23 protein-coding genes, 1 pseudogene and 1 riboswitch are annotated in these 26,442 nt (G+C 59.3%); of the genes and pseudogenes, 6 read left to right on the plus strand and 18 right to left on the minus strand.

Translation table 11 applies throughout. The annotated features are described in order from the left end of the window. Nucleotides 1-132: 132 nt before the first annotated feature. The 16 genes and pseudogenes from ACOYW2_RS20805 to ACOYW2_RS20880 form a co-directional block, all read right to left on the minus strand. Complete coding sequence (locus ACOYW2_RS20805; RefSeq protein WP_482767829.1) at nt 133-1,725, minus strand: BCCT family transporter; 1,593 nt, start codon at nt 1,723-1,725, stop codon at nt 133-135. A 35-nt stretch (nt 1,726-1,760) separates the two neighbouring features. Further along, nucleotides 1,761-3,170 (minus strand): trimethylamine methyltransferase family protein, encoded by a 1,410-nt coding sequence (locus ACOYW2_RS20810; RefSeq protein ID WP_482767830.1) that lies wholly within the window; start codon nt 3,168-3,170, stop codon nt 1,761-1,763. 113 nt (nt 3,171-3,283) lie between these two features. Then, complete coding sequence (gene panB / locus ACOYW2_RS20815) at nt 3,284-4,012, minus strand: 3-methyl-2-oxobutanoate hydroxymethyltransferase (RefSeq protein WP_482767831.1); 729 nt, start codon at nt 4,010-4,012, stop codon at nt 3,284-3,286. Between the two features lie 139 nt (nt 4,013-4,151). Further along, a pseudogene (locus ACOYW2_RS20820) lies at nt 4,152-5,618 on the minus strand (trimethylamine methyltransferase family protein). Nucleotides 5,619-5,682: 64 nt separating this feature from the next. Further along, entirely contained in the window at nt 5,683-6,912 is a 1,230-nt protein-coding gene (locus ACOYW2_RS20825) for an NAD/NADP octopine/nopaline dehydrogenase family protein (protein WP_482419846.1), read from the minus strand. Nucleotides 6,913-7,282: 370 nt separating this feature from the next. After that, nucleotides 7,283-9,130 carry a sigma 54-interacting transcriptional regulator gene (locus tag ACOYW2_RS20830; RefSeq protein ID WP_482767832.1) on the minus strand — a complete coding sequence of 616 codons (1,848 nt, stop codon included), beginning with the start codon at nt 9,128-9,130 and terminating at the stop codon, nt 7,283-7,285. Nucleotides 9,131-9,270: 140 nt separating this feature from the next. Then, the gene (locus ACOYW2_RS20835; RefSeq protein ID WP_482419848.1) at nt 9,271-10,113 is read right to left on the minus strand and encodes an ion transporter; all 843 of its coding nucleotides are present in this window, start codon (nt 10,111-10,113) and stop codon (nt 9,271-9,273) included. Nucleotides 10,114-10,189: 76 nt separating this feature from the next. Then, entirely contained in the window at nt 10,190-10,672 is a 483-nt protein-coding gene (locus ACOYW2_RS20840; protein ID WP_482767833.1) for a hypothetical protein, read from the minus strand. After that, nucleotides 10,645-11,478, minus strand: a complete 834-nt coding sequence (locus ACOYW2_RS20845) for a hypothetical protein (protein WP_482767834.1) — start codon at nt 11,476-11,478, stop codon at nt 10,645-10,647. Before ACOYW2_RS20845 ends, ACOYW2_RS20840 begins: the two co-directional genes overlap by 28 nt. Before the next feature lie 91 nt (nt 11,479-11,569). Then, nucleotides 11,570-12,184 (minus strand): hypothetical protein, encoded by a 615-nt coding sequence (locus ACOYW2_RS20850; RefSeq protein ID WP_482767835.1) that lies wholly within the window; start codon nt 12,182-12,184, stop codon nt 11,570-11,572. Between the two features lie 76 nt (nt 12,185-12,260). Further along, nucleotides 12,261-12,551: a ssr3402 family protein gene (locus ACOYW2_RS20855; RefSeq protein WP_482767836.1), complete on the minus strand. Its 291-nt coding sequence runs from the start codon at nt 12,549-12,551 to the stop codon at nt 12,261-12,263. A 66-nt stretch (nt 12,552-12,617) separates the two neighbouring features. Beyond that, nucleotides 12,618-13,475, minus strand: a complete 858-nt coding sequence (locus ACOYW2_RS20860; RefSeq protein WP_482767837.1) for a hypothetical protein — start codon at nt 13,473-13,475, stop codon at nt 12,618-12,620. Continuing rightward, nucleotides 13,418-14,056, minus strand: a complete 639-nt coding sequence (locus tag ACOYW2_RS20865; RefSeq protein ID WP_482767838.1) for an eCIS core domain-containing protein — start codon at nt 14,054-14,056, stop codon at nt 13,418-13,420. Before ACOYW2_RS20865 ends, ACOYW2_RS20860 begins: the two co-directional genes overlap by 58 nt. A gap of 323 nt (nt 14,057-14,379) precedes the next feature. Continuing rightward, entirely contained in the window at nt 14,380-15,030 is a 651-nt protein-coding gene (locus tag ACOYW2_RS20870; protein WP_482767839.1) for a class I SAM-dependent methyltransferase, read from the minus strand. Between the two features lie 42 nt (nt 15,031-15,072). Beyond that, the gene (locus ACOYW2_RS20875) at nt 15,073-15,942 is read right to left on the minus strand and encodes an MBL fold metallo-hydrolase (RefSeq protein ID WP_482767840.1); all 870 of its coding nucleotides are present in this window, start codon (nt 15,940-15,942) and stop codon (nt 15,073-15,075) included. Nucleotides 15,943-16,182: 240 nt separating this feature from the next. Further along, nucleotides 16,183-16,470, minus strand: coding sequence for a hypothetical protein (locus tag ACOYW2_RS20880; RefSeq protein WP_482767841.1), 288 nt, complete (start codon nt 16,468-16,470; stop codon nt 16,183-16,185). A gap of 287 nt (nt 16,471-16,757) precedes the next feature. Next, nucleotides 16,758-16,961, plus strand: a riboswitch (cobalamin riboswitch). Nucleotides 16,962-17,228: 267 nt separating this feature from the next. On the opposite strand from ACOYW2_RS20880, the gene ACOYW2_RS20885 reads away from it, so the two are divergent. From ACOYW2_RS20885 to ACOYW2_RS20910, 6 genes are all read left to right on the plus strand, one after another. Then, the gene (locus tag ACOYW2_RS20885) at nt 17,229-19,328 is read left to right on the plus strand and encodes a TonB-dependent receptor (protein WP_482767842.1); all 2,100 of its coding nucleotides are present in this window, start codon (nt 17,229-17,231) and stop codon (nt 19,326-19,328) included. Between the two features lie 595 nt (nt 19,329-19,923). Next, nucleotides 19,924-21,156: an ABC transporter substrate-binding protein gene (locus tag ACOYW2_RS20890; RefSeq protein WP_482767843.1), complete on the plus strand. Its 1,233-nt coding sequence runs from the start codon at nt 19,924-19,926 to the stop codon at nt 21,154-21,156. After that, nucleotides 21,149-22,018 carry a carbohydrate ABC transporter permease gene (locus tag ACOYW2_RS20895; RefSeq protein WP_482767844.1) on the plus strand — a complete coding sequence of 290 codons (870 nt, stop codon included), beginning with the start codon at nt 21,149-21,151 and terminating at the stop codon, nt 22,016-22,018. Before ACOYW2_RS20890 ends, ACOYW2_RS20895 begins: the two co-directional genes overlap by 8 nt. After that, on the plus strand, nt 22,011-22,640 hold the full coding sequence (locus tag ACOYW2_RS20900) for an ABC transporter permease family protein (protein ID WP_482767845.1): 630 nt from the start codon (nt 22,011-22,013) through the stop codon (nt 22,638-22,640). The genes ACOYW2_RS20895 and ACOYW2_RS20900 overlap by 8 nt, the downstream gene beginning before the upstream one ends. A gap of 25 nt (nt 22,641-22,665) precedes the next feature. Continuing rightward, nucleotides 22,666-22,950 (plus strand): hypothetical protein, encoded by a 285-nt coding sequence (locus tag ACOYW2_RS20905; protein ID WP_482767846.1) that lies wholly within the window; start codon nt 22,666-22,668, stop codon nt 22,948-22,950. A 4-nt stretch (nt 22,951-22,954) separates the two neighbouring features. After that, a complete protein-coding gene (locus ACOYW2_RS20910) occupies nt 22,955-24,040 on the plus strand; it encodes an ABC transporter ATP-binding protein (RefSeq protein WP_482767847.1) in 1,086 nt (361 codons plus the stop codon). Nucleotides 24,041-24,453: 413 nt separating this feature from the next. Here the strand turns inward: ACOYW2_RS20910 and ACOYW2_RS20915 are convergent, their stop codons facing one another. Then, nucleotides 24,454-25,245, minus strand: a complete 792-nt coding sequence (locus ACOYW2_RS20915; protein ID WP_482767848.1) for a TIGR02757 family protein — start codon at nt 25,243-25,245, stop codon at nt 24,454-24,456. Between the two features lie 408 nt (nt 25,246-25,653). Beyond that, complete coding sequence (locus tag ACOYW2_RS20920) at nt 25,654-26,283, minus strand: nitroreductase family protein (RefSeq protein ID WP_482417919.1); 630 nt, start codon at nt 26,281-26,283, stop codon at nt 25,654-25,656. Between the last annotated feature and the right edge of the window lie 159 nt (nt 26,284-26,442).

The raw sequence follows: 26,442 nt of genomic DNA on the forward strand, positions 1-26,442 counted from the left end.
GTTCTCCTCTGTGATGGGGTGACTGCAAAGTGACTCTTCCGTTGGAACCACCCTCCGACGGCCCTTTCGGTACGTTTTTCCAAAAGCGACTCGCCGGAGGCAAGGCCCTATTCTTTGTCATCCAAGGTTATATCAAGCGTTCACAGGCTCCTTTTCCTGCACCTCAGGGGCCGGGCCGCACTCCTCGGAATCGGGAATAAGCGGGTCGTCCCTTCGCATGGACACCACCATGCTGACGCACATGCCCACCATGATGAAGATAATGAGCAGCGAGGCAATGATGGAGGAGAGCTGAAGCCCTGAGATCCCCTTACCCACCATGACAAGGGTGATCCCTAAAAGGCCGATGACGATGGCCCACAGGGCGCGAATTCCCTTGGGGGGCAGATCCGGGTTTGCATCGGAGCGGGTGGAGACCTGGGCGCAGACGTATGAATACGAATCCACGGTGGTGGAGAGAAAAATCACCACAAGGATCAAGAAGGCTGCGGCCATGAGGCTTCCCATGGGGAGCTGCTCAAGCATGGTAAAGACCACGCCGCCGGTGCCGGTCTCTGCCATGGAGTCCACCAGGCCGGTCTTGGCGATGAGTTCCTGATAGAGGGCGGTGCCGCCGAAGGCGGTGAACCAGAGCCATGTGGCGATGGGGGCCACGAACATGTGCACGAGCACCATCTCACGAATGGTCCGCCCCTTGGAGATGTTGGCCACAAACAAGCCCGTTGCAGGGGCTGAAGCAATCCACCAGGCCCAGTAAAAGATGGTCCACCCCTGGGGAAAGCCCCCCTTGCTCACGGAGTCGGTCCAGAAGCTCATCTTGAAAAAGTTGGTCAGGTAGAGACCGAAGGCGTCCATGCCCATGTTGATCTGAAAAATGGTGGGTCCTGCGAAGAAGACGAACAGCATGAGAACCATGGCCAGCGGGATGTTGATGTTGCTGAGAACCTTGATGCCTTTGTCGATGCCGCTGACGGTACTGAAGGTAAAGATGGAGATCCAGACCACGGCGATGAGGATATAGACCATCTTTGTCTCGGGGATCCCGAATAGGGAGTTGAGGCCGGAGGCAAGCTGCATGATGCCGAGCCCCGTTGCCGTGGTAACGCCGCCGATGACACCGATGACGAGAAACGAGTCCATCACCTTGCCAGCCCACCCGTCGGCGCGGTTCCCCATAAGGGGCCGAAAGGCGGCTGAAAAGCGGGGGCTTGCGCCCTTGCAGTGCATGAAATAGGCCATGGGCACACCGATGGCCATGTAGATGGCCCAGGGCGTCCATCCCCAGTGAAAAAAGGCGTAGGCCAGGGAGAGCACCCCTGCTTCGGGGGTTCCGGTCTCGACCCCGAAGGGAGGGGCCTTGAAGATGGAGAGGGGCTCGGCAGCGCCCCAGTAGACGAGGCCCACGCCGTAACCGCAGGCAAAGATCATGGCGAACCAGGAGAAATAGGAATATTCGGGCTTGTCCTGCGGGCCTCCCAGCTTGATCTCACCGTAGCGGCCGTAGGCAAGCCAGAAGGCAAAAATCACAAGGAGGAAGCCCACCAGCAGATAGAGCCAGCCGAACTGATGGGTGGCCACCTTAAAGGCGCGGTTCATGACCTCGCCCATGCCGTCGGTGTCGGTGAATGCCCAAGAGAAAAAAGCGAGCACAACGGCCAGGGTGCTTAAGACGACCGGGATTTCTATGCGTTGATGCCAGGGACGATCCGTTTGATTTGTCTTCATCTGTTCCTCCATCTTCATGTCATTTTGGCCGGGCACTACCCTGCCGTATGGCCGACGGGTATGCCCAATGATTCAAGGAAGGTGTCCAGTTGGTTCTGACGGTTCGGTTCATGGTGCGGCGGTTTATATGCGCTCAGCAGGCGATCACGGGCGGCGTCGATGCGGTCGTCGAACACCTCTTTTCCCGTACGGCCCTTCAGGGGCCCCCGCCAGCTGACGGACGGGATCCAGGGAGTGGTGCGGCAGTTTTTCAGGGTGTGGGGGTGGGCCAGGAAGGGGACGCCATCTACCCCCTGCTCAATGACGGAAACGGCCAGGTCGTCGATGGCGGTCTCATACCCGCCCTCCAGGTACTCCACCATGGAGATCACCTCAAGGTCGGTGATGAACTTCTCCACGCTCATGGCCCCGTAAGCATCGAGAATCCCGGCGCTGTGCAGCATCAGGTTCACCTTTTCACGACGGGAGACCATAAGGGACATCATGCTCTCATAGCCGCTCTGGGCATTGACGCAGCAGGCATCGGTTCCGGCTCCACCGCCGCGGCAGGGAAGGCCGTAGCGTTTTGCCAGGCGGGCTGTGGTCATGGCCTCAAGGGAGAAGCCCGGCGAGCCGATGGAGACCCCGCCGGTGGCCATGTCCGCGGTGGTGGCCTGGAGCCCGTACACCACCGGGGTCCCCTCCCTCAACAGCTGGGTGATGGCCACACCGGCCAGGGCCTCTGCGTTGCCCATGGCAAGGTTTCCGGCCAGGGTCACCGGTCCCGTGGCACCGGCAATGGGGCCCGGAGAGATGATCACCGGCTGCCTGTACCGGGCGCAGACCTCCATGGTCTCCAGGGCGATGCTGTCGAACTGAAGGGGGCTGGTGGCGTTGACCAGGGTGATGATCTGGGGCTTTGCCTCAAGGGCTTCTTTCCCTCCCCGGGCAATGGCCATCATCTCCATGAGAATCTCCACCTCACGGCCATGCCCCGGCATGCCCATGAGGCACTTTTCGCTGTGCAGGATGGCCGCGCGGAGCATCAGGGGAAAGCTGTGCTCCGGGGTGATGTCCGATGGCTGCACAAGGACCCCGCCGTTGAGGCAAAAAGCCGGGCTGCTCTCCACAAGCTTCAGGAAGGTGAGGTAATCCTCAAAGGTTGCGCTTCGCCGCACGCCCTCCCCATCAAGGATGGAGGGGCACCCGTAGCCCGCGCCGTAGTACGTCCGATCTCCCCCCAGCACCATGTCATATGCAGGGTTTGCCGCGTGGAGCCTGATCTCCGACGGCGCTGAGGCGATGAGGGACTCCACCTGCGCCCGCGTGAAAAAGAGGGTATCGCCGTCCCTTCGAATACCGCGATCCGAGAGCATCTCCAGCAGCTCCGGATGGTGGATCCGGACGCCGAGGGTCTCAAGAATGCTCATGGATGCTTCATGGATACTGCTTAACGGGCTGTTCATTACACCTCCTTCTCATGGCATGTACTCGCAAAGACGCTGGGCCGCTTCAAGGCCCCCCTCCCCTGTCGGAACGATCCCGTCACGTAAAAAAGAGGGGGGCATCCCATCACGGGTCATTTTTTAAGGCAGTCAAGGAGCTTGGGAAGCTCGCCCTCCACCATCTTGTAGGTGTGCTCGTCGGCCGGAAACTGCCCCGCCCTCACCTCCTCGCCGTAGGCCTCGAAGGCTTTGCGGATCTCGGCCCCGAGGGCAGCGTACTTCTTGACAAACTTGGGGGTAAAGGCCTGAAAAATCCCCAGGACGTCGCTGCAGATCATGAGCTGGCCGTCGGCGTGGATGCCTGCGCCGATGCTGTAGACCGGAATGTCCAGTCCCTCGGTGATAATCTTCATCACCTCAGGGGGTACGGCCTCCACCAGAAGGGCAAAGGCCCCGGCCTCCTGGATGGCGTAGGCATCTTCGATAAGGGCCATGGCGGTCTCGGCGGTGCGGCCCTGGGCCTTGAACCCGCCCAGTTGACCGGAGCTCTGGGGCGTGAGCCCGATGTGACCGATGACCAGCATGCCGCCGTCTGAGATGGCGCGGATCTGGGGACAGACGCGTTTGCCGCCTTCCAGCTTGATGGCGTCCACCGCCGCTTCCTTGTAAAACCGCCCGGCGTTGAGCACGGCGTCCTCCACGCTCACCTGGTAGCTCAAAAAAGGCATGTCACCGACGATAAAGGTGTTCGGGGCGGCCCTTCGCACCGCCTCGCAGTGCATGAGGCACTGGTCCATGGTCACGGGCACGGTGCCGTCGTAGCCGTAGACGCACATGCCCAGGGAATCTCCCACGAGGATCATCTCGGCGCCGGACTGTTCGGCAAACTCAGCGGTGGGGTAGTCGTAGGCAGCGCCCGAACAGCCTTCTCCTGGTTCTCCTTCATCTTCTGCAGGTCAAAACGGGTGGGTTTGCGTTTCATGTGCTTTCTCCCTCTGGGGTCTATGACGCGTCTGACATCGGGTTGCTGTTGGGCCTTGCCTCAAGTGTCCGGGTCCATGCGTCCAGTTCGGCCAAAACGGCCTCATCAAGGGCAGGTACCTTGTGGGTGGCAAGGATGGCGTGCATGGATTCTCGGATTTTTGCCCTCACCTCGGACGTCTCCGGGTTTTTCATCTTGCGGCTGAAGAACTTGGGGTAGTGGATGGTCCTGAAGTTCTTCATGGTGTGCTTCTCCGTGAGATAGGCCCCACCGGGACCGGTGCGGGTGATGATCTCCACCATCTCGTCAATGTCGTCCACATCCACGCCGCGCACATAGTGCTTGAGGTTCTCGATAATCTCATCGCAGAGCACCACCAGCTCGGGGTTGACGCTGTTGCAATGATCGGAGACCCCCACGTCGTGCACCAGATTGGCCTTGGACAGAAGGGTGGAGAAGATCTCCTGGGTCACCTCCGACACCGCCTGAATGTCCAGCCCCTTTGCATCGGTGCACCCTGCCGTGCCGTAGAAGGGCAGGCCATAGTGACTCACCAGCTCGGACGCCGCCGCCACCATCAGGTGGAACTCCACCGCGCCGTAACTGCCGATGGATGAGATCATGTCCATGATGGAGGGCATGGCACCGTAAATAAACGGAGCCCCCGGGCATGTGCGCTGGTGCACCACAAGGCCTCCCAGTGCTTCGGCGTTGCACTGCACCAGGGCACCGGAAAAACTCATGGGCGCGGTGCCCCCCATCATGCAGTACGGCATGTAGACCGGGGATGCGGTTCAAGGCACCGCCCCTGGTGAGTCAGTTTTTTTTTCCGTGCTCTCTTCCGGGTGCGAGAGGGGCGGAATGGGCTCGCAGTAGTTAAAGATAAAGGGCTTTTCAGCCAGGGCCTCTTTGCCGCCGGCCACCACGGCCGCGATATCGATGACCTCCTGAAGGCTGTCGATGTCGTTGGTGGAAAAGTTGATGGTCTTGCTGAAGTGCTTCACCGTCTCGATAAAAGAGATCTGGGTCTGAATCTCCGGGGCCACGTCCTTGCTCATGCCCACCGACAGAATAAAATCGATGTTGGGCAGGGCGTCGGCCAGGGTGCACATGGTCTTGGTGTCGGCCTTGAGAAAGGGGCGCACCTTGCCGGTGTCCGGGTCCACAAACTCCAGCTGATCTGCGTGGGTACCGAAATGGACCGCGTTCTCGGCGTTGATCACCATGGCCTTCTCACCGGAACGGTTATAAAGCACCAGCTCCTTGGGGACCGTCTCCAGGGCCTCTTCCACCAGGGCCCTGGGGATCTTTACCATGCCGTCGGCGTCCACCTCGCACCCGGCGTCACGCAGCACCCGGATGCCGCGCTCCCCGCCCACGCGCATGCCCACCGTTTCCAAAAGGGTGAGGCTCGCCTCATGAATCTTCGCCACCTTCTCCGGCCCGAGGAAGGTGACATCGATCTGTCGCTTCATCTCAATTCCCATGCTCTCCTCCCAATCGCCTGGGGCCCCCGGGGAAAGGGGGGCCCAGGCCTGTCTCTCTTCACGATTAGGCTTCCAGGGGCTTGTAGGTGCCCTTGTGCAGGTACTCCAGCATCTCGTCACCGCTCATGTGGCCGATTCCCAGGTAGTCCAGGGTGTAGCCGGTTTCGTAGTAATCCGATTCGGTCATGACACCGGCCAGGCTGATAAGGGAATCCACGATGGGGGTTTTGACGCCGAACTTCTTGCCAAGCTCGTGATAGACATGGCAGCCCACGGGGATGTCTTCGGTGATGTAGCGGTTGTGGACGGTGAACGGCCCCGTGCCGTACTGGATGTAATCATGCTCTTCAAAGGGGATCTCATAATCGGGGCCCATGTACTCGCAGCCCAGGATGTTCTCGCGGGAGAAAAACTGCTTCTTCTCAAAAAACTGGATGCCCACGTTCATGGCCTCGGCCAGGGCGCACTGCTCTTCATACAGCCCGTACTGAACCTTGGAAATGGAGGGACAATAGGCATGGGAATAAATGGAAAAGTCGTTCTTCTCTTCGCCGTAGATAACGCCCCAGTTCTCCATGACGCCCACCCCCAGGATCACGCCGGGGCAGTGAAGGACCGGGTTGACGTTGGAAAAACCGGTGTCCATGACGGTGTCGCCCCCGGCAACGCCATCCCCGTTGGTGATGGCATCAAAGGCACCGATGTACTTGGTGGACTCCAGGAAAACATCCTGGTCCAGGGAGGGCAGGGACGCCCCCCGAAGGGTGATGGCGCGGTAGTAGGCGCGAATGCTGGGAAGCACCACCCCGCCCTTGATGTCCACGCGGCTTCCGTAGGGAGAGCTGGACCATCCGCCGATGATCACCTTCTTGTCGCACCCGGCTTCACGCATCATCTTTCGGAGCAGAAGCGACCCGTAGTTATCCGGAATGATGTGGATGATCATGCCGTCTTCAAGGGCGGGGATCAGTTTTTCAAAAAAGGCCCGGTGCCCGAGGGACGGGGTGGTGAGGATGACGATGCCCGCGCCTTTCACCGCTTCGGCCACATCCGTTGTCACTCCGTCAAAAAACACACGACCGGAACGTTCAAACCCGTACAGGTTGAGCTGATCGCCGTAAAACTTCAGGCCCTGCTTCTCCACACCGAAAAGGGTCTGGTCGGAAAAGGGGGGAAGGTCGCACAGACGCACAGTGTTCCCGGCCAGGGCGCAGTCCCCGGCCACAGCCTTGCCGACGCCACCGGCACCCAAAACGGCAATGGGTTTGTTTTGAACATTCTCGATAAAGTTCATGCGTCACATCTCCTTTGTTGCTCAGACAGTCTCGTATGATGGGCTTCACGGGTGTCCGTGAAACGGCTTGGACGAAAAACAAAGGGCCTTGCGTCACCCGGGGTAACCCCTTCATCGAATTGGCCTTTTTTTCGTCTCTCGTTTGGTGAAACTGCCTTCTGGGTATTGCCAGAGTCGTGCCAGAAGCCGCATTTGCGATTCAACACCATGTAAACAAAGGCTTTTTCTAATCCATCACCCGTTTGAACGCAGACAAAAAAACCGCGTCAAAACTGACGCGGTTGTGATCACTGCCTGAAAAAGAGTTTGTGTTGAAAGGGGTTACGGCCCAGGCGCGCCAATTCTGACGCATGCGTCACACCTGGCGCCCTCAGTCCCCTTGCGAGATTCCATGCTGACGCAGCCGTCGCTGCAGGGTGCGGAGCCCCACCCCCAGACTCTTTGCCGTATGGGTCCGATTTCCGCCATGGCGTTCCAGGGCCTTTAAGAGAAACTCCTTTTCGAACCGTGCCACGGCCTCTGAAAGGCTCTCCGTTCCCACAGAGACGGCAAGGGTCTCCCCATCTTCAGGCACCGGGCTTTCGGGGCATGTGGAGGAAATAAAATCCACCTGCTTGAGGGTAAGGTAGCGCTGCACCATGTTCTGCAGCTCACGCACGTTGCCCGGCCAGTGATAATTCTGCATGGAGCGGATCACATGCTCGGGCATGGTGGCGATATGGCTGTCGTCGCTGAACTTTTCGAGGAATCGATAGATAAGCAGAGGAATATCACTTCGACGCTTTCGCAACGGGGGAAGGTAAATGGGGACAATGTGGATGCGAAAGAAAAAATCCTGGCGCATGGCCTGCTTTTTGACCAACTCTTCAAGATCACGGTTGGTGGCTGCGATGATGCGGATATCGGGGCGTTTCACCTCCTGGCCCCCCACGGGGGTGAACCCGCCGTCTTCAATGGCCCGGAGCAGCTTCACCTGCATGGACAGGTTGATCTCACCGACCTCGTCAAGAAACAGGGTACCGCCGTCGGCCATCTCCAGGTAGCCGGGCCGGTCTGCCGTGGCCCCGGTGAAGGCCCCTTTCTTGCACCCGAAGAACTCGCTTTCAAGGAGGGTCTCCGGGATGGCGCCGCGACCAGCGACAAATCGGCCCTTGCTGCGTTTGCTGCGGTTATGAATCGCCCGGGCCACCAGCTCCTTGCCGGTGCCGGACTCGCCGTAGATGATGACGTTGGCCTGGGAGCCTGCCGTGTTTGCGATGAGCTCGTAGACCTCCTGCATGGCCGGGCTGTTCCCGATGATCTCCCCGAACCCCGGCTCCCCCGTCACCAGGGATTTGAGCCTCAGGTTCTCATGCAGAAGCTCCTGCTCGATGGTTTTCTGGGCGGTGACGTCCATGGTGAACCCTTCGATACAGACCAGCTCGCCGCTGTTGCCGAAGACCCCCGTGCCCCGTTCCCAAACCCACCGGACTCCGCCGGTGGCCGTGGTGATGCGGTAAACGATCTCATAGCGCCGCTTACGGCCCAGGGCCTTTTCCACCTGGTCCCACACCAGGGGACGATCATCTTCATGGATAAGGCTGTTGTAGATCTCCCGGTCGCCCATGAGCTCCGAGGGGGAATAGCCGGTGAGCTCCAGGCTGCCGTCGCTGACAAACTCCATGACCCAGCCGTTGGCCGCCACCTCCCGGCACCGGTACGCCATCCCGGGAAGGTTCTGGAGAAGCGTCTGATGGCGCCTCTGACTCTCAAGAAAGGCCTCTTGCCAGTCCTCTTTGCCCGAAATACTGGAGACACGCCCCGAAAGACGCAGGGGCCTGCCCGGGCTCTCATCAAGGGTGCCCCGGCAGAGGGTCCAATAGTAGGCGCCGCCCCGGGCACGGAGGCGAAAGGCCACCTGCACCGCCCCCCTTCGCTGGGTCAGCACCCGGGCCATGATTCTGCGGATGGCGCGGTTGTCCTCAGGGTGGATATAGTCGATCCAGATACCGGGGGATGGGTCCTGCTCATCCGGGGCGTATCCCAGCATGGCATAGTAGCCGCTGCTGCACACCGCTTTGTCCTCCCCTGCCACCCACTCCCACAGCTTGGGCTCTTCTGTTTCGTAGGGCGCACTGCGCTCCTCAAAAAAAAGCTCCTCGGGGTTCAGCTGGCAAAGCCTGAATTTAAGGTAGGCAAGTTCTTTCTCCAACTCTTCATAACTGGGCGCTTGTGCCATCACACACTCCAGAAATCAAATCATGGAAAAACACAGATAATGACGTGATAACTGAAGATACTAAAATAAATAATTTAGAAATTAAAGAACTGATTTACTGAGGATCCAGAGGAAAGTGTTGAGGCACCATGGCAGCCGGGTCAGGTGTCCCGGCCGGTCTCCGGGTTCAATCGTTCCGAGCACACCCGGCAAAAAACCGCATCGGGGTCATGGCCCTCGGCCATGCAGGCCGGGCACACCTGGGTGGAAACCCGCTTCTGGCCCGCCAGGCTCAGCTCGGAGGTGACGATACCCGTGGGCACGGCGATGATGGCATAGCCCATGACCATGATCAGGGCGGCCAGGGCCTGCCCGGCATTCGTCTTGGGGGAGATGTCCCCGTAGCCCACGGTGGTCATGGTCACAATGGCCCAGTAGATGCTCCTGGGGATGCTGGTAAACCCGTGCTCCGGGCCCTCGATCATGTACATGAGAGAGCCGAAAATGATCATCAGGGTCAGCACGGTGAGGAGAAAAATCGTAATCTTCCGACGGCTCGACTGCAGGGCCCGCACCAGCACCGAGGCCTCACCCACGTAATTCACCAGCTTGAACACCCGGAACACGCGCAGCACCCTCAGGATCCTGACCACGATGAGATACTGACTGCCGGGAACCAGCAGGCTGATGTAGGTGGGCAGGATGGCCAGCAGGTCCACGATCCCCAGAAAGCTGCCTGCATCAGCAGGGTCACCGCGCCCGGCCAGCCGCAGGATGTACTCCAGGGTGAACATCAGGGTAAAGGCCCATTCCCACCCGTAAAGGTAATACCCGTAACGGGCGCTGAAACCCGAAATGCTGTCCAGCATCACCACCAGAACGCTGGACAGGATCGAGACGATCAGGACCACGTCAAACCATTTACCGGCCCGGGTATCGGCTTCGAAGATGATCTCATGGAGCCGGTGTCGAAACCCCGGCACCGCTTCTTTTGCAACGGCCATTGTCAGTTCTCCATAAAAAGACGAGGGCTACGCATCAGAAAGCCCCGCTGCCCCCAAGGTGCCATCATGGGACGGCTCAGCTTCGGTTCTTGAGTTCAACAGCCACAAATCTCTCCACGAGAAAATCCGGGAGGTCGTCCACAGACCTGAAATAATCCTTTGAGACAATCACCTGATCCCCGGTGTTAAGCTTATACACGATCCCTTCATCGATATATGCCAGGTACAGGGTAGAACGTTCGGGGTTGTAGAGATAATCCGGCAGGCCTTGTTCCTCGACAACGCTCTTCACAATCCTCGAACAGTCGGACTCCCTGACCATCAGCTGGTACCCGAATAAGCCTGCAGCATAGTTTTTATCAACGCAAATCCATCCGAGTTTTTCATACTTGCCATGATCAAAACCCGACTTAGACACCGAACACCCCGCCATCGACAGGCAGATCAGCACACACAAACCATACACAACCCTCGCGCCGTATTTCCGCGAAACCATCCATACTCCTTTCCCGTACATTGCCTTTACCGGCCTTACTCCCGGCCAGTTGTCTTTGGCCAATGCCTGGCCATCACCTCTTGTTTAAATTGCTGGAACACAGCAGACAACTCAACCTGATAGACCTGCCGGAACGCTTCATTCTCAGCCTCTGGGGCACGCATATCCAGGTTCAGAAAGGCAAAAAACCGATCGGAACCATAGCGTGTCATCAGGTAATCAACAAAACACCGGTACTCGGCGTATTCGAAAAGGTATCGCCGGTCGGCGGGAATATGCCCGATCAGGGAAGGGTTTTCCCCGTCGTCACCGGTGAAATCAAAAAAGTACCCTTTGTCCACGGCCAGGGAGAGAAACGCATCGCCCTGGTAGTAATGGTGGGGGTTATTCATCATCACGGCAAGGCCTTCCCTGATCCACCGCTTCAGCTTGAATGCATGGGGCAGGGTCATGTGCTGGAAAACAAGGGCATGGGACAACTCATGCTTCAGGAAACTTCGGATATCCCGTTTTGTCTCCTTCACCGTGGGGTTGACATAGATGACCGTCCCGGTGCCCATGGTGCACAGATGGGATCGCTGGGTTGAATACCTGTGGTACTGAGCCGGTGTGGCGCACAGGATCACCTTCACGGGATGGGTGTATGCCAGATGGTGAAAGGCCTCGGTTTCCTCCATCAGGTCCCCGATATGCCCGTAGTCATCGGGCAGGGACGTACCCTCGGGGTAATACACCGACCACCGGGTGTTCCCCTCGTGGGCATACCCGGGTTTCACCGGTGACCACGGAAAGAGAAAGCCCCAGAGAAAAAGGTACACCACGCCAGACAACACCAGGAAAAGAACACCAATCAGACCTTTTTTTATCATTCAACACGCCTTGCTTCTTCGTCACCAGCTTTCAAGGTGGCCCACCTTGCCGCCGGATTTTTTTTAGCTGAATCGTTATAAAAACCAAGGATCAGGGCGCCACGCCCCACCGATGATATCCCCACGTGGACTCCCCGTCAGTGGTCTTCCGGCCGCCGCAGGCGGGGTACCCCGGGGGCACGCACAACACGTTGCGCATGGTGGCGTCTATGCTGAAGCGGCTGAACATCTCCGTCAGCTTTCCATGCTCGGGGTTCAGCTCCGTCAGGGAGTAATAGACCAGCTCGCCGATGGATTTGCGCAGCCAGTCCTCCACGGACTCGTCTTCCCCCAGGGGAGCCCCGAAGGTCTCCGAAGCTGCCATGGCAGCCAGGTTGGCGTACTGCCGCACGGACCAGTCGCAGAACTCCAGGACGTCGTCTGCGTAGCAAAGCTCAAGGAGGTACGACCGCTCGGCATCGGCCAGGGTCTCCTCTTCCTCCTCGGTGAGCTGATCGTACAGAAACTTTGCCGCCGGGCTTTCCAGCTTATGGATCACAAGGCCCGGGTGCTCGCCGCTTCCCCCGCCCAGGATGAGGTCCGAAGGGGACGCGCTGAAATCATAGCCGCCCCAGTCATCGCCCTCAATCTCCTCCAGGGGATGGTAGATGGGTAAATAGCCCAGGGACCCGATGTACTCATGATCATACGAATCGATATAGCTCATGCATTCCCCCTTGTGGGTTAATTTGATACGCCCCTCACCCGGATTACGGGTGCACTCGGCTCGTGAAATAGACGGGTTAGCTTTCGGAGCAGCTTTGCTCCTTGAACTCCAAAGGGGCGGCCGGTCCGACAAACCCTTTTGGTTTTGTCGTTTCCTTCCGCCCGAAGACGGCCTTGCACCCCTGGCCGTAATAGACGGTGAATGTCTCCAAATCTATGGATGTCACCGTGGCCGCGACTTCGGGATGTTTTTTGATATAGTCCATCATCACGTCCAGGTCCTTCATGTTCTGGTATTGGGGTGGCAGTGCAGCCACGGCAAAGGATGCCCAAACCAGAACAATTCCCGGCAGACTGAGCCATTTCATCAGGCGTCTCCCGTTGTGAAATCGGTTCATAACACTCCTGTCCAAGGGCGCTTGAAGCGCATTGCGTTAAAAGGTAAACCCCAGATTTATACCGCCCACATGGGCCTTGGTGGTGGTCCTGTCGCTGATGTTGCGCAGGGCGCTGAATCTGTAAAACGGACTGATCCGGAACCGGCTGATGTCCAGGCCGAACTGGGCCTGGAAATACCCGCCCACAAGGGTATCCATGCGCCGTTCGCTCCCCTCTTCCGAACGCTGACTCCCGCCCTGGAACCCGCCGGACAGCCGCAGGTGGGTCGGCGCAAGGGGCGTTGTGGGAATGTTGAGCAGGGGCAGCTCCACCCCGAGGCCCAGCCTGCCCAGGAGGGCCTGGTTTCCGATGGAGTATTCGGCACCCAGCACCAGGGGAAAGGAGATGCCGCTCACCTCAAAGGTGTCGATACTGTAGCCAAAACCCAGGGTGCGGAACTGGTCCAGGCTGTTCACCTGGAGAAAGACCCGATGCCGCCTGTCCCCCAGCCCCCCTGCGCTCATCGGCCCGGTGGGGGACAGCACCGTGTCGAATCCCGGGGCCGCCACGTTGGGCTTTCGCATGGGGAGCCCGGCGCTCCTCAGCATGGAGGCCACAACCGAGTTGCAGTTGGGTCCGTCCGGGGCATACGGGATGTTCCAGCCGTTGATCTGCCTGGCATGGCTTTTCATGGTCCGGGCCTTGGTGCACGCCTGGTTCCCCTGATAAACCGTCACCGAAGGAGAGCGGGTGTCGTAATCGATGAACCCCGGCCGGTAGGCGCCGCAATTGGTCACGATGTTGCCGTACCCCCGGCCCCCGCCTGCCGGGCCGCCCCGGATGGCCCAGGGGATCCCTAACCGGTCGGCGTCGGTGAACACCACATAGAGATGAAAAAAAGAGATATTGGGCATGGAGATCTCCCCTGCCCGAACATGAATGCTGCCGCGACAGGTCTGGGGGTGTTCCCGCGAAATTCTGGGCGAGGAGGCGCCTGGACCACCAGGGGATGTGCAGGGGCCCTCTGCTGCTGGGCCACATGGACGAGTTCGTGGGCGAGCAGGTGGCGGCCCGAAGGTGACTCGGGGGCGTATCGCTGCCTTGCAAAGACAATATCATTGCCAAAAGTATATGCCTCGGCATTGAGGCGATCCGCAGACATGGCGGCCTTGTGGTCGGTGTGGACCCGGACACGGGATAAATCCCGGCCCAGGGAGGATTCGAAACGCGCCCTGGTTTTTCCGGGCAGGGGTTTTCCGCCGCCGTGGGGAATGGGGGTGACCGCTTCGGTGCCTTTCCCCCGAAAAAGCCAGGGGGTGCCAGGGGCAGGCCGCCCGGTGATGGCCACGGAAGGCTCTGTGCTGCCCTCGCAGGCCTTGCACGCCACCTCGTCTGCGATGCGGTGGGCTTCCCCTTCACACGCGTCGCCGGGGGCACTCACCCTCAGCCCGGCCTGTACGGAAGCATGGGTGCCCTGCCGCGCCAGTCTCTCCACAGAGAATTCCACCACGCACGGGCCCGCTGCAAGGCGATGTTCGGACCGCCGTACAGGGGGGGCCCGGCATGTGGTCGATGTGGCACCCCGGCAACCGTAACCGTTGCCGTACGCTCCTCCGCTGCCCTGGATTTTCCCGCCGACACACGCATGGCACGTCTCCCTTCACCCGAAAGGTACAAGCCTGTTTGTCAGAATTGTCTCAGCCCGCCCTTGGCGTTGAGAGTACCTCAACGCCACCGTCAGCAAGTATTCCCATGGAATCTGTATATTTTTCAGTGTGAAGCAAGTCCCAATTGAAAAACGGCACAGAATGCGTGCCCTTACCCCTTGTTCGTTGCAGTCACCACAAACAAGGCGCTTTGCCTTCCCACATCAGGATGGATGTTCCGAAGCATGTCGCACTCGGAAATGGAAAACCCTTTCAACTCTTCGGCCAGTTCTTCCCGCGAATAAAAATGAAAGAGTTTACCGGTGCCGTCGTCAAAGGTATGTGGCTCGATTTCCGTCCATTCGTGCCTCGGGTAGGATTCGTCCTCCACGTCCAGCACGCTGGCGAAGAGTACCCCGCCCTGTTTCAACACCCTCTTTGCCTTGACGAGTAAGTCTACCCGTTCTTTTAACGTTAAGCAATGAAGGACATTGAGCATCACCACCACGTCAAAGGAGCCGTCGGGCACGTCCTCGGGAATGGAATCGTGCCTCATGAATCGGCATCGTCCGTTCGTCCGCGCGTTGCCCAGGGCCACGGCTTTTTCTACGGCCCGTAGCGAGATATCAACCCCTGTCACCCGAAGCCCCTCTTCGGCCATGAGGTAGGCATAGTTGCCGTCTCCGCATCCGAAATCCAGCACCGATGTCGCCGGAAAGTCACCCAGAAACTGCTGGAGCATGTGCCAGAGCGGCTCGTAGACAGGGGACGGTTCGGTGCCTTTGTAATCGGTATCCCAGGGGCTGAGGGCTGTTGTTTCCATGATTCTTCCTTACTGTCTTTGCAGGGTAATAGGTCTGGGCGCTCATGGGGCGAGGGGCTTTTCATCATGGGAAAACCACACGGTCACGTGGGGGTACATCCGATGAAACCCGCGAATCGCATTTGCCGATTCCCGAACGGCCTGCTGCCCTTCTTTCCCGCCATCGGAGTTCATGAACACCCCCTGGGTCATGCCCCAGGCCGAGAGTTCCGCATCCCCCACGACAAGGATGGGGAACGGTTCCGCATTGATCAGGTAGGCAAGATGGTCCGTTGTGTGGCCCGGTGTGGACAGCGCCCAGAAGGAGCCGTCCCCGAACAGGTCCACCGCATGATCAAACGGAGGAATCGCCGGAGCTGAATCGGTATCAATAAGAGAGATATCCCCCTTTCCTTTCAGGTGGCTCCCCGTCATCAGGCGGTAGTGCGCCGAATTCTCCTTCTTTCCATAGCATATATTGCACCAGGGAGACAGGGCCGGTATCCCGGCGGTATGGTCCGGGTGCATGTGAGTCAAAAAGAGGTGGGTAGGATGGATGTTGTTTTTTCGAAGCCGGGACTCTAAGTCCTCATCTTTTTGCTGGGTGTAGCGTGCCCTGTTGCCCTCGAGAAAATCGATGACAAAGGGCGACAAATTCCCAAAGGGGGGATTTTCGTAAAACGACCTGTCAAACCCGCTGTCGATGAGGATATCGCCCTTCTCCGGGTGATGAAAGTAAAACACCATCACCGCGTGGGAGACGGTCTTCGATGTGTCCACACCCGCCGGGATACTCTCCGCCTGGGTGTAAGGTGCCAGGGGGGAGGTAATCGTCCCTGTGTTCAATGCCCTGAATGCCATGGGCCTTGATGCCTGAAAAACCTCATCCCAGCTGTGATACCTTTTCCCGGATATTGCCTTGCCTGCGTCCATTGCTTCCTCCTGTGTGCCGTTTGGTTGCGTCTTGGTTTCCGGCCCTTCGCCTTGCAAAGGGGCTGTGCCGGTCTTATTTGGAAATCAAGTTCCGTGCCGAACATCACATCACCCCCGTTTTGAGGAAGTTACGTCCGGCAGCCGCACACAAAGGATCGCATGCGGTGTCACACGGGGTCATATGTGGTCCTATGTCTGCAACGTGACGTATATGGCACCCAAAAAGCATGCTTTGGAAACTCAGGCATAGGAGACAACGTCGTAGTCAATCTGCTGCTCGTCAAACCACCGCTTGATGGCCGTAAACCCCCGGAAGCCACTTTTTAAAATCTCCAGAATGTTGCCGGGGCAGATGGTCTTGTCCGCATAGAGCCAGTACTCGTAGTCCCAGTCCCCCAACGCCCCGGTTGCCGAAGGGCCTGTGTCGCAGCCCTGTACCACCAGCTTGTCTCCCTTGAAAAAAGCCTCGATGGTTGTGCTCTCGCCTTTTTCACCCACGTACCTGTAAACCGTCACCTTCTCATCCATAATCGATTCCTTAATTTCTTTTGCCTTATGTTTCGATGTCCCAGCCCGGGGGCACCCGGCCTGAAACCATGCCGAACACCCACGCGCAAGAGTATCTACCGTTCCCCCGCTATTTCCCTATGAAACGGATCACGCCGTAAGAGACGCGGGGTGAAAGGCCCCATGGCTATTCATACCTTTAAAGTCAAAAGTTACGTCACAAGGTACCGAGGGCACAGGAAACCCGACATTAATTTCTTACCGAGAAGGTGCAACTTGTTGTTGACAAAAGCGGAAAATGAGTGATAGCAAACCTCATTCTCACAGATGTCCTTAATCGGACTTAATAGGGAAGACGGTGTAAATCCGTCACGGTCCCGCCGCTGTAATCGGGGACGAAAAACGCAGGCACGACACCCCTGGTGCGTGTTCATGTCACTGGCTTTGCCGGGAAGGCGCGTTGAGTAGATCGATCCGGAAGTCAGAAGACCTGTCTGTGATGTGACATACCCATGTTTCTTGCGAGCGACGAAAAACGTGGGAGAGCCCCCTCTGGCGGGGCGACCCGGGGATCAAGTTTGAACGGGTGCAGTCCCTGGCTTTTGTATGGAAGCTGGGGATTTTTTGTATCCGGACCTGCCCATGAGCCACCGGGACCCTTGCCTGCCACCCGGCATGCACGTGCCGCGGCCATGGATGCCCTTGCCCGGGTATCGTTAAAAAAAAATCCCTGTTGAAGCAATGGAAGCAATTCCACTTGAGATGCAGCAGGTGAGACAGTGAATTACGCAATACGAAGATGTGCAGTCCTGGCCCTGGCCCTTTGCGCCCTGGGCGGTTCAACCGCCTCGGCAGAAACCACGGAAACGCCCTCCATGGAAGGAATCGTCGTCACGGCCACGCGGGTGGCCGAGGACCGGATGGAGGTACCCGTCACCGTTTCTGTGGTCACCCGTGAACAGATCGACCGCATGGGGGCCACCACCCTCGAACAGGCCCTCAAAACCGTTCCCGGCCTCCAGATGGGGATCCAGGGCAACGCCTACCCCCACATCGAAGTCCGGGGCTCCCGGGACACCAAGGACCTGGCCGTTCTCATCAACGGCATCCCCTTCCGCCAGGTCAACGGTTCCGCCGACCTGACCATGATTCCTTTGAACATTGTGGAACGCATCGAGTTTGCCAAAGGCCCCTCCTCCTCCATCTGGGGCCGTGGCGCCGTGGCCGGAACCTTGAACATCATCACCGTCCCGCAGGATACCTCCAAAGCCTCCACCACCCTGGTGGCCCGGGGCGGAAGCTTTGACACCTACGGGGCAGACACCCGGGTGCTCAGCCCCACCGACAAAGGGTATGTGATGGTCAGCGGAGGCGGCACCACCAGCAACGGCTACCAGGACGGTGTCGGAAGAGATGCACAGAACGCCATGGTCACAAGCCATCATGAGTTCTCGGACACCTTTGCCGTGGACGTCCAAGCCCTCTTGTCCAATGTCAACGCGGACAGGGGCTCCACCATCCCCATTGTGGACGGCAAACCCATGGACGGAGTCACCCGGGAAGAGAACCACGCCATCGACGGCGCGTGCTACGACGGAAGGTATCAGTCCGTCACCATCTCCCCCACCCTCTCCCTCTCCGAGAACGTGAAGATCACCAACGACTTGACCTTCACCCAATTCGACAGCTACGCCACCGGGGGCACCACGGTGACGGCAAGCCAGAGCAACAAGGGCTGGTGGGTCAGCGATTCCGAGCAGAGGGCCTTTCACAACGACCTGCGCATGACCCTGGACCACACCGGAGAGACCGTGGACAACACCTTCCTTGTGGGCACCTATGTGGAGATCGCCTCCCAGGACAAGGACGCCCCCGGCTACTCCTGGAGCAGCATGCCCAAATACGGCCCCCCAAACTGGGACACCCCCTTGACCAATGTGGGCAACCCGGCCACAGGCAACCCCACCGGCACCACGGTCAAAAGCGAGTTTGAGCAGACCGTTTACAGCGCCTACGCCCAGGACACCCTTGCCATTGGCGATGTCTCCCTCATGGCGGGTATCCGCTACGACCACTTCCACGAAGAACTCACCACCTCCAATAAAGACGTGGAAGCCGACCAGAGCGACTCGGCCTTCAGCCCCCGTGTGGGCGCCACCTGGAACGCCTTCCGGGTGGGCTCGGTTCAGACGGCCTTCTTTGCCACCTATGCCGAGGGCTTTCGCACCCAGTTTCCCAAGCTCAGCACCAAAAACAACAAAACCCTTCCCCAGATCCTGGACCCGGAAGAGACCAAAAGCTACGAAGCAGGGGTCAAGTTCTCCTCGGGCAACACACTCTTTGCCCAGGTGAGCTGCTTCCGCACCGAAAAAAAAGGACCCCGCTCCTTCCGCACCTCCACCGATGATTTTCTCTTTACCAACACCCGCACCGAGGTGGACGGCGTGGAAGCGGAGATCTCCTGCCGCATCACCGACGCTGTCAGCGCCTGGGGCCACTACGCCTACCACGACGCCCGCTACGAAGAGTTCACCGATACCTCGGGCAACTCCTTTGAAGGCAACCGGGTGCGCATGTCCCCCGAGCACATGGCAGGCATCGGCGCCAACCTGGCCACGGATTTTTTCAACTGGAACGTCTCGGCCAACTACGTGGGCGAACGCAACCTGCGGGACAACACCACCGGCAACCTCCACACCCTGGATGACTACATCACGGTAAACACCGCCGTCACCGTGCCTGTGAAGAACCTCTCCTTCCAGGTGGCCGTCCACAACCTCTTCGACGAGTACTACATCGCCGACGATTTCTCGTCCAAAGACGCCGGCTACCCCGGAGAGCCCCGGAGCGTCACCGTCAGCCTGAGGGCTGATTTTTAAAGCGAGGTGAGCCACAAACTTCGTAGCAACTGGATACGCTCTTTCATTCCCAGGCTCCGCCTGGGAATGATGCACGGTGGCTCTGCCGCAACGGTTGAAATCGCTTCACACTGGCAAGGCAAAGGTAGGGTGCGCTTGCGCACCACCGAAGAATCACAACGGTCATGCCCCCTGTTAAGATAACCGCTAAACAGTATAGACGCGGTAAAAGACGTTGGTTTTTCGAACAGATGGTGCGCAAGCACACCCTACAGGATGTCACAAAACGAACTGTAAACGTGACTCTGCCAATCTGTGGTCGATTGGGCTGAATCGTTGCAACGTTTTCCACGGAGCACTGGCAAAGCAAAGGTAGGGTGCGCTTGCGCACCACCGAAGAATTACAACGGTCATGCCCCCTATTAAGATGCCCGCCAAACTGTATAGACGCGGCAAAAGATTTGGTTTTTCGAACAGATGGTGCGCAAGCACACCCTACAAGATCTCACAAAGCGAACTGTAAAAGTGACTCTGCCAATCTGTGGTCGATTGGGCTGAATCGTTGCAACGTTTTCCACGGATCACCGTGACCTGACCAATTCCAAGGAGCCGGGCCATGCCCATTAAAAAAGTACTCATGCTGCTGTGCCTGCTGGCCCTTTTGGCAGGATGCCGCCCGGCCCCGGACGGAACCGTCACCCTGGTCTGGGCCACCAACAGCCACCCATCCCGGGTTGACGCGGCCCGATGGTTTGAAAAGCAGCACCCGGGGGTCCGCGTGGAGATCATGCCCATGGGCGATGCCAGGCAGTTTTTCCTAAAATGCCTCTACGGAGATGCCCCGGATGTCATCACCTTTTTCTCCGCCGACACCTTCCAGGCCTTTGCGGAAAACGGGCTTTTGCTTCCCCTGTCCGGGCCATCCCGACGTGCCTGGCCCTACTACGACGCCCTTCAGGATTACTGCTTCAAAGGCCACACCGACGAGCTCATGGCCCTTCCCCAGGTGGCCTACCCCTATGTGCTCTATTTCAACCCCGACCTTGTGCCCAAGGACAAAGCCATGGCTGTGCGGACCTGGGGGGACCTCCTGGCCCTGATCCGAACCCTGTCCCCGGCGGTGACGGACACGGGAAAACCCGTGTTCAGCCTGGACATCCAAAACGAGTCCGTCTGGTTCACCACCTGGTACTGGCAGCGGGGCGGGCGGTTCTTTTCCGAGGAAGGGACCTCGGTGCTGGACCGGGACATCGCCCGGGAGACCCTGGCCGCCATGGCGAACTGGCGACGCCTTCCCGGGGTCATTCCAAAGCCGTCGGACCGCCTCAACCTGCCCTCTTCCGGTGCAAGCCAGGGGGTGCTGGGAAGCCTTTTCCTCCAGGGGCGCGCCCTGTTCTACTGGTCCGGGAGTTGGAAAATAGGCGATTTTGAAGCCCAGGACCGGGTGCCCTGGCAGGTGAGGATGCTCCCCTGCGGTCCGATCAATGATGTCACGGTGATGGGAGGCAACTCCTTCGGGGTCTCCGGGCGATCCAGCCACCCCGAACTCGCCAGGCATTTCGTGGCCGCCTTGGGGGGTAAAGCGGCCCAAAAGCGACACCTTGCCCACCGGATCTACCTGCCCGCCCGCAAGGAGATCCCTGTTCCCCCATCCCTTTCCGTATTAAAAGACCAGGCCCAAAAGGCCCGGTGCCCGGAGCACAGCCCCCTGCTCAACGAAGGCCTGGTCAAAGAGATCTTCAAGCAGGCCCTGGAAGCCCACAGACTGGGCGTGGCCGATGCCCAAGAGGCGGCGGATATGATGGCCTCGGCCCTTGAGGCCGGAGCCGTGGAGGTGGCCCGTGACTGATCGCCGCGGTCTTGTCTTTGTGGCCCCCCTGCTCACCGGGGTCTTTTTCCTCGTCCTCATCCCCGGGGCGGCCTGCGCCGTGCTCTCCCTTTTCAGGTGGTCCCTGACCTCCCCGCCGAGCTTTGTGGGCCTTGAAAACTACCGCACCCTGCTGGGCCTGACCGGCGGCTCGCCCGATCCCCTCTTTCTCCAGGCCGCAGCCAACACCTTGATCCTCTCCATGGCGGTGCCCCTCCAGGTGGCGGGCAGCTTTGCCTTGGCCCTTTTTTTGCGCGGGACAACCCCGTGGCACCGCCTGCTGCGCCTGGTGGTCTTTTTGCCCACCCTGGTGAGCCCGGTGGCCCTGTACATCATGTGGCGCTCCATCTTTTTTGCGGACATGGGGCTGTTGAATCGGTTGCTGGGCCTTGTGGGCGTATCGGCACCCCTGTGGCTGGACGACCCGGGCTGGGCCAAGGCGGCGGTGATGGTGGTGCTGCTCTGGGAGAGCGTCGGAGGGTTTCAGATGCTTTTTTTCCTGGCCGGATTCCGGCAGATCCCGGATCAGCTTCACGACATGGCAAGGCTGGACGGACTGCCCGTGACACGCCGCATTCGGGACATTTACTGGCCCTGGATGAAGTCCCTGGTGGGATTCAACCTCTGCCTGGGGTTTATCGGCGCTATCCAGGGCGGCTTTGAGATCGCCTTTATCATGACCGGCGGCGGCCCGCTGCGATCCACCACCACCTTGTCCTACCTTCTCTACGAAAACGCCTTTCAATGGCAGAAAATGGGCTACGGAGCGACCGTGGGGATCCTGATGTTCCTCATGATATCCCCCCTTCTGGTCCTGAAATGGAAAGGAGAGCGCCGTGACTGACGCCCACGCACCATCGATTCCCCGAAGGCTTGGAGCCCTGTTGGGGGGCCTTGGCCTGATTCTCGTGTTCATCACCCCCTTTGTGTGGATGGTTGCCACCTCCCTGAAGTCCAATGCTGAGGTGTTCGACGGGGCCTCGGGCCTCGCCATGCTCTTTCCCAAAACGTGGCGCTGGCAAAACTACCGAGAGATTTTTTCCCTGATTCCCTTTGGCCGCTACCTTGCCAACAGCGCCTTGACAGCGTCTGCAAGCGCCCTTCTGGAGACAGGCCTTGCCGCCCTTGCCGGCTTCGGCCTGGGCATCTTAAACTGGAAAGGACGTGAGCGCGTCCGTCGACTGCTCTTCCTCTCCTGGCTCGTCCCCTTTTCCGTGGTCCTGATCCCCCGGTTTTTCATGATGCTCCGGCTGCCCGACATCCTTCCCTGCACCGATTTTTGGACCGCCCACCGCGTTGTGCCCGCAGGGGGCCATGGGATGTCCGTGGGACGGCTCCTGGGCCTGGACTCCTTTTTTACCCTTGTTGTCCCGGCCAGCGTCTCCATTACCGCCACCTTCCTGCTCATCACGGCCATCAAACGGGTTCCCAACAGTCCTGAGGACACAGCCTCTGCCTGGGGCTGAGGCTCCACTACCGGCTTTCCGGGACATGGTGCTGCCCCTGGTGACGCCCACCCTCGTCACCGTGGCCTTCATCGCCTTTCTCTCCTCCTGGCAGAGCTTCACCTGGCCCCTTCTGGTGACCTCCACCCTTTCCATGCAGACCGCCACCGTGGGGCTCAAGGCCTTCCAGACCCTTCACTCCACCCAGTGGCCCCTGCTCATGGCAGGCAGCGTGGTCCTCACCCTGCCCTCCCTGGGTTTTCTGTTGCTGGCCCAGACCTTTGTCATCGACCGCTATCAACTCTCAGAACTTACGGAGCATCGGATTTAGCCCCATGGACACACTGGTTTTCAACGACGTCACCAAAGTCTTTGCCCCCAAAAAGAAAAAACCGGTCACGGCCGTGGACCGATTCTCCCTGACCGTCTCCCAAGGGGAGATGATCGTCCTTTTGGGCCCTTCCGGGTGCGGAAAAACCACCCTGCTGCGCATGATCGCAGGCCTTGACGCCCCCAGTTCAGGGGACCTCCTCCTCAACGGGTCCGACCTGAAAGCCCTTCCTGCCCACAAGCGCCCCGTGGCCATGGTGTTCCAGAACTACGCCCTCTACCCCCACATGACGGCCCGGCAAAACCTCACCTACGCCCTGTCGGTCAAAAAAACGCCCAAAGAAGAGATCCGCAGGCGATTCACCGAGGCCTGCGAGATCCTCAAACTGGACGCCGACATCCTGGGCCGCAAACCTGAAACCCTCTCCGGAGGCCAGCGCCAGCGCGTGGCCTTGGGGCGCGCCATCATGCAGCGCCCCAAGGTCTTCCTGCTGGACGAGCCCTTTTCCAACCTGGACCAGAACCTGCGCATGCACCTGAGAATCCAGATCCGCAAGATCCAGAAGGCCCTGAACCTCACCGTGATCATGGTGACCCACGATCAGGGAGACGCCCTGGCCATGGGGGATCGCATCGTCCTCATGGACCGGGGCCGCATCGTCCAGGTGGCCCCGCCCAAAACGCTCTACGACCACCCCGAGACCCTCTTTGCCGCCACCTTCATGGGCTGGCCCCCCATGAACCGCATCCCCGGGCGCATCCAGGCCCATGGAAATGCGAGCCTCTTCATCCAGAACAACGGCCCCCTCCGCGTCCCCCTGTCCAGCCCCGTGGACGGGGACCGGGTGGTCCTGGGCATCCGCCCCGAACATGTCCGGGTGACAGCGGCCCCGGAGCCAAAAGAGGCTCCGGGCCTGTGCGTCGACGAAGAGATGGTGGGACTGGTCCGCTATGCCCACGCCCGCTGCGGCGCAGACACCCTCACAGGCATCGCAGGTGAGGGAATCAGCCCCGGCAGCCCCGTACGCTTTGACCTGGCCCCGGACCATGCCCACCTCTTCGACCCGGAAACCGGACGGGTTCGCAAATGATCGGGGGCTCAATGGAACGATTCAGCTTGTGTGGGTATGACACCTTGCCCACGGAGTAGGGGCTGTGAGGTAGGGTGCGCTTGCGCACCGTCGAAGGCTCGCAACGGTCATAGAACCCCATACACGGGTAAGCTCCACGCCGTATAGATATGATAAAAGATATCGATTTTTCGACCACATGGTGCGCAAGCACACCCTACAGGATGTCACCGAACAAGCTCCGCCGGCAAGGTGAGCCGCCTCGAAAGCATCGTGCCATGGGTTGGATGGCGACACATGGAAACGGGCGAAGCCCTTCAGGGAATGTGAAGGGCCTGAGGCACGAAGGCCAGGAGCATTCCCGAACCTGGGTTACAAGGGCTCAGCCCTTGGCCGCCGGAGGCTCTTTTTCCCCTACCTTGCGATAAGGAGACCTACCGTAACAAGTCGCTCAGCTCCAGCTCGCCGCGAATCCCAAAACGGGTCAGGGCAAAATCGTACCGAGTGGGATCCTCGGGGCAAAGGCGGCCGAGACGGGTTGTCACTTCAACAGCGGTTTTGAGGTCGGCGGCTTTGCGGGCGGTGAGCCCCAGGGCCAGGGAGATTTTATGCATGTGGGTGTCGATGGGAATGATGAGCTTGGCGGAAGGGAGAGCATCGTGCCAGCCCCCGGGGTCCACCTCATCGCAGCGGACCATCCAGCGAAGGAAAAGGTTCGCCTTTTTGCAGGCGCTCTTGCCGTCGGGGTCGGAGAGGAGGTGGCCGGGAAGGTCCCGGTTCCCTTTGATTGTTTTTGCATAGGCAGACAGGGCGGGCAGGAGGGTCTTGTCCCGGGCGTCGTACCCGGAAAGGAAACACGCCTTCAGGGAGCCGTGGGTGAGGAGCGCTTCCCGGATGCCCACGAGAAGCGCCGCCATATGGGTGTCTTTGGTAAAGCGATGGACAAAGCCCTTTAAGGCCGCCTCGATCTCGGCAGGCTCCCGGGAAAGGAGCCAGTTCCGGGGAGACGGCCCCATCAGCTCCAAAACCCTTCGCACGCTGATGAGAATCTGGGCCACGCGCCCGTAGGCCAGGCCCGAGGCCACCATGCCCACCACCTCGCGGTCCAGGGGGTCCTCGTAATCGTAAAGGGTCTCCAGGGGGTCAGGGCTTACGTATTCGCGCCGGTTCCAGCGATCGTGGAGCTCTTCCAACCGGGCTTTCAGGGCTTTCTCTTTTTTATTCAACCAATCCGTCCTTCGCTTTTATCAATTTGCCTTCGTTTCAATGGCAAGCCGGATCATCGTAACCGTGGTCGCCAACCGTCACACCCATCGTGTGAACTCCGTCCACCATCATTGAACACCCAACGGCCCTGGTTTTTGGGAGGCGTTCCAAGGATCGTTACGCTTCGGTTCCGGTGCGTAGAACACACCCTACGGGCCCCGGGGCTTCCAATGGTGGCGGGTTATGCGGTCAAAACCGGTTTTCTTCCTCGCCTGTGGAGCGCCGCACTCCTGTGCGGCTTTTTTCTCACCGCTTGGTCCATAACTGGCCCGGTTACCATGACGGAGATTGCAAACCGTCACACCCGTAGGGCGCACTACGTTCACCACCATGGGCCCCGGCGTGGGTTACGCAATCGCATTCTCTCTTTAAAATGTTACAACGATCTCGTCGTAGGTTTTGCGCCATTTGGGAGGGGCGAGTTCTTTTCCATTGTTGAAGTAACCCACGGCCATGAGAAGGGGAATCCAGTAATGATCGGGGATGTTGAACTCTTTCATGACGCCCTCCCGGGAGAAGCCGTCCATGGGGTGGGTATGGAGGCCTTTGCTCCGGGCGGCGAGCATCAGGGCCATGGCGAAAAAGCCGGTGTTCTTGGTGGCAAAGGCCACCTGGGACTCTTCGGAGGTGCCGTAGAGGTTGGTGCAGGCATTGGCAAACCAGTCCCGCCGGTCTTCGGTCATGGTTCCGGCCTTCATCATCTCTTGAAAATTCTTCTCGGCAAAGGGAGTGCCCGGGGCCCAGCCCCTGCGGTCGGCAAGGACGATGAGGGTCACCGGGGCTTCGCTCACCTTGGCCTGGCCCATGGCCTGCTTGCGAAGACGCATCTTCTCCTCTTCGTCCCTCAGGACCATGAGGCTCCAGGGCTGGAGGTTAAAGGACGACGGGGTGGTGGCGGCCATCTCCACGACCTCCCTTAACAGGGCATCCGGCACATCTTGGTTGGAATCAAAATGATTGACTGCGCGGCGGGTGGCAATAACGTCGGAAAAATCCATGGTTCCTCCTTGCGTGTTGAAATGGTTCACAACCTTTCAGGTTTCACCTGTTGCCGGGACAACGTGCATCCGCCCTGTGCATGGAAACAACCCCACGGCAAGAGACGTGATGCAACAGCCGCCCCCTATTCCCTATTCCCTATTCCCCTATGATCTATG

The sequence above is a fragment of the Desulfoluna sp. CLI2B genome (genome assembly GCF_056847375.1).

Bases quoted from the DNA above. Each gene is read 5' to 3' on its own strand.
- ACOYW2_RS20830 (WP_482767832.1), bottom strand. From the start codon at position 9,130: ATGGCACAAGCGCCCAGTTATGAAGAGTTGGAGAAAGAACTTGCCTAC.
- ACOYW2_RS20890 (WP_482767843.1), top strand. From the start codon at position 19,924: ATGCCCATTAAAAAAGTACTCATGCTGCTGTGCCTGCTGGCCCTTTTG.
- ACOYW2_RS20905 (WP_482767846.1), top strand. From the start codon at position 22,666: ATGGTGCTGCCCCTGGTGACGCCCACCCTCGTCACCGTGGCCTTCATC.
- ACOYW2_RS20835 (WP_482419848.1), bottom strand. From the start codon at position 10,113: ATGGCCGTTGCAAAAGAAGCGGTGCCGGGGTTTCGACACCGGCTCCAT.
- ACOYW2_RS20825 (WP_482419846.1), bottom strand. From the start codon at position 6,912: ATGAACTTTATCGAGAATGTTCAAAACAAACCCATTGCCGTTTTGGGT.
- ACOYW2_RS20810 (WP_482767830.1), bottom strand. From the start codon at position 3,170: ATGAACAGCCCGTTAAGCAGTATCCATGAAGCATCCATGAGCATTCTT.
- ACOYW2_RS20805 (WP_482767829.1), bottom strand. From the start codon at position 1,725: ATGAAGACAAATCAAACGGATCGTCCCTGGCATCAACGCATAGAAATC.
- ACOYW2_RS20910 (WP_482767847.1), top strand. From the start codon at position 22,955: ATGGACACACTGGTTTTCAACGACGTCACCAAAGTCTTTGCCCCCAAA.
- ACOYW2_RS20870 (WP_482767839.1), bottom strand. From the start codon at position 15,030: ATGGAAACAACAGCCCTCAGCCCCTGGGATACCGATTACAAAGGCACC.
- panB (WP_482767831.1), bottom strand. From the start codon at position 4,012: ATGATCCTCGTGGGAGATTCCCTGGGCATGTGCGTCTACGGCTACGAC.
- ACOYW2_RS20880 (WP_482767841.1), bottom strand. From the start codon at position 16,470: ATGGATGAGAAGGTGACGGTTTACAGGTACGTGGGTGAAAAAGGCGAG.
- ACOYW2_RS20860 (WP_482767837.1), bottom strand. From the start codon at position 13,475: ATGCCCAATATCTCTTTTTTTCATCTCTATGTGGTGTTCACCGACGCC.
- ACOYW2_RS20845 (WP_482767834.1), bottom strand. From the start codon at position 11,478: ATGATAAAAAAAGGTCTGATTGGTGTTCTTTTCCTGGTGTTGTCTGGC.
- ACOYW2_RS20875 (WP_482767840.1), bottom strand. From the start codon at position 15,942: ATGGACGCAGGCAAGGCAATATCCGGGAAAAGGTATCACAGCTGGGAT.
- ACOYW2_RS20850 (WP_482767835.1), bottom strand. From the start codon at position 12,184: ATGAGCTATATCGATTCGTATGATCATGAGTACATCGGGTCCCTGGGC.
- ACOYW2_RS20920 (WP_482417919.1), bottom strand. From the start codon at position 26,283: ATGGATTTTTCCGACGTTATTGCCACCCGCCGCGCAGTCAATCATTTT.
- ACOYW2_RS20855 (WP_482767836.1), bottom strand. From the start codon at position 12,551: ATGAAATGGCTCAGTCTGCCGGGAATTGTTCTGGTTTGGGCATCCTTT.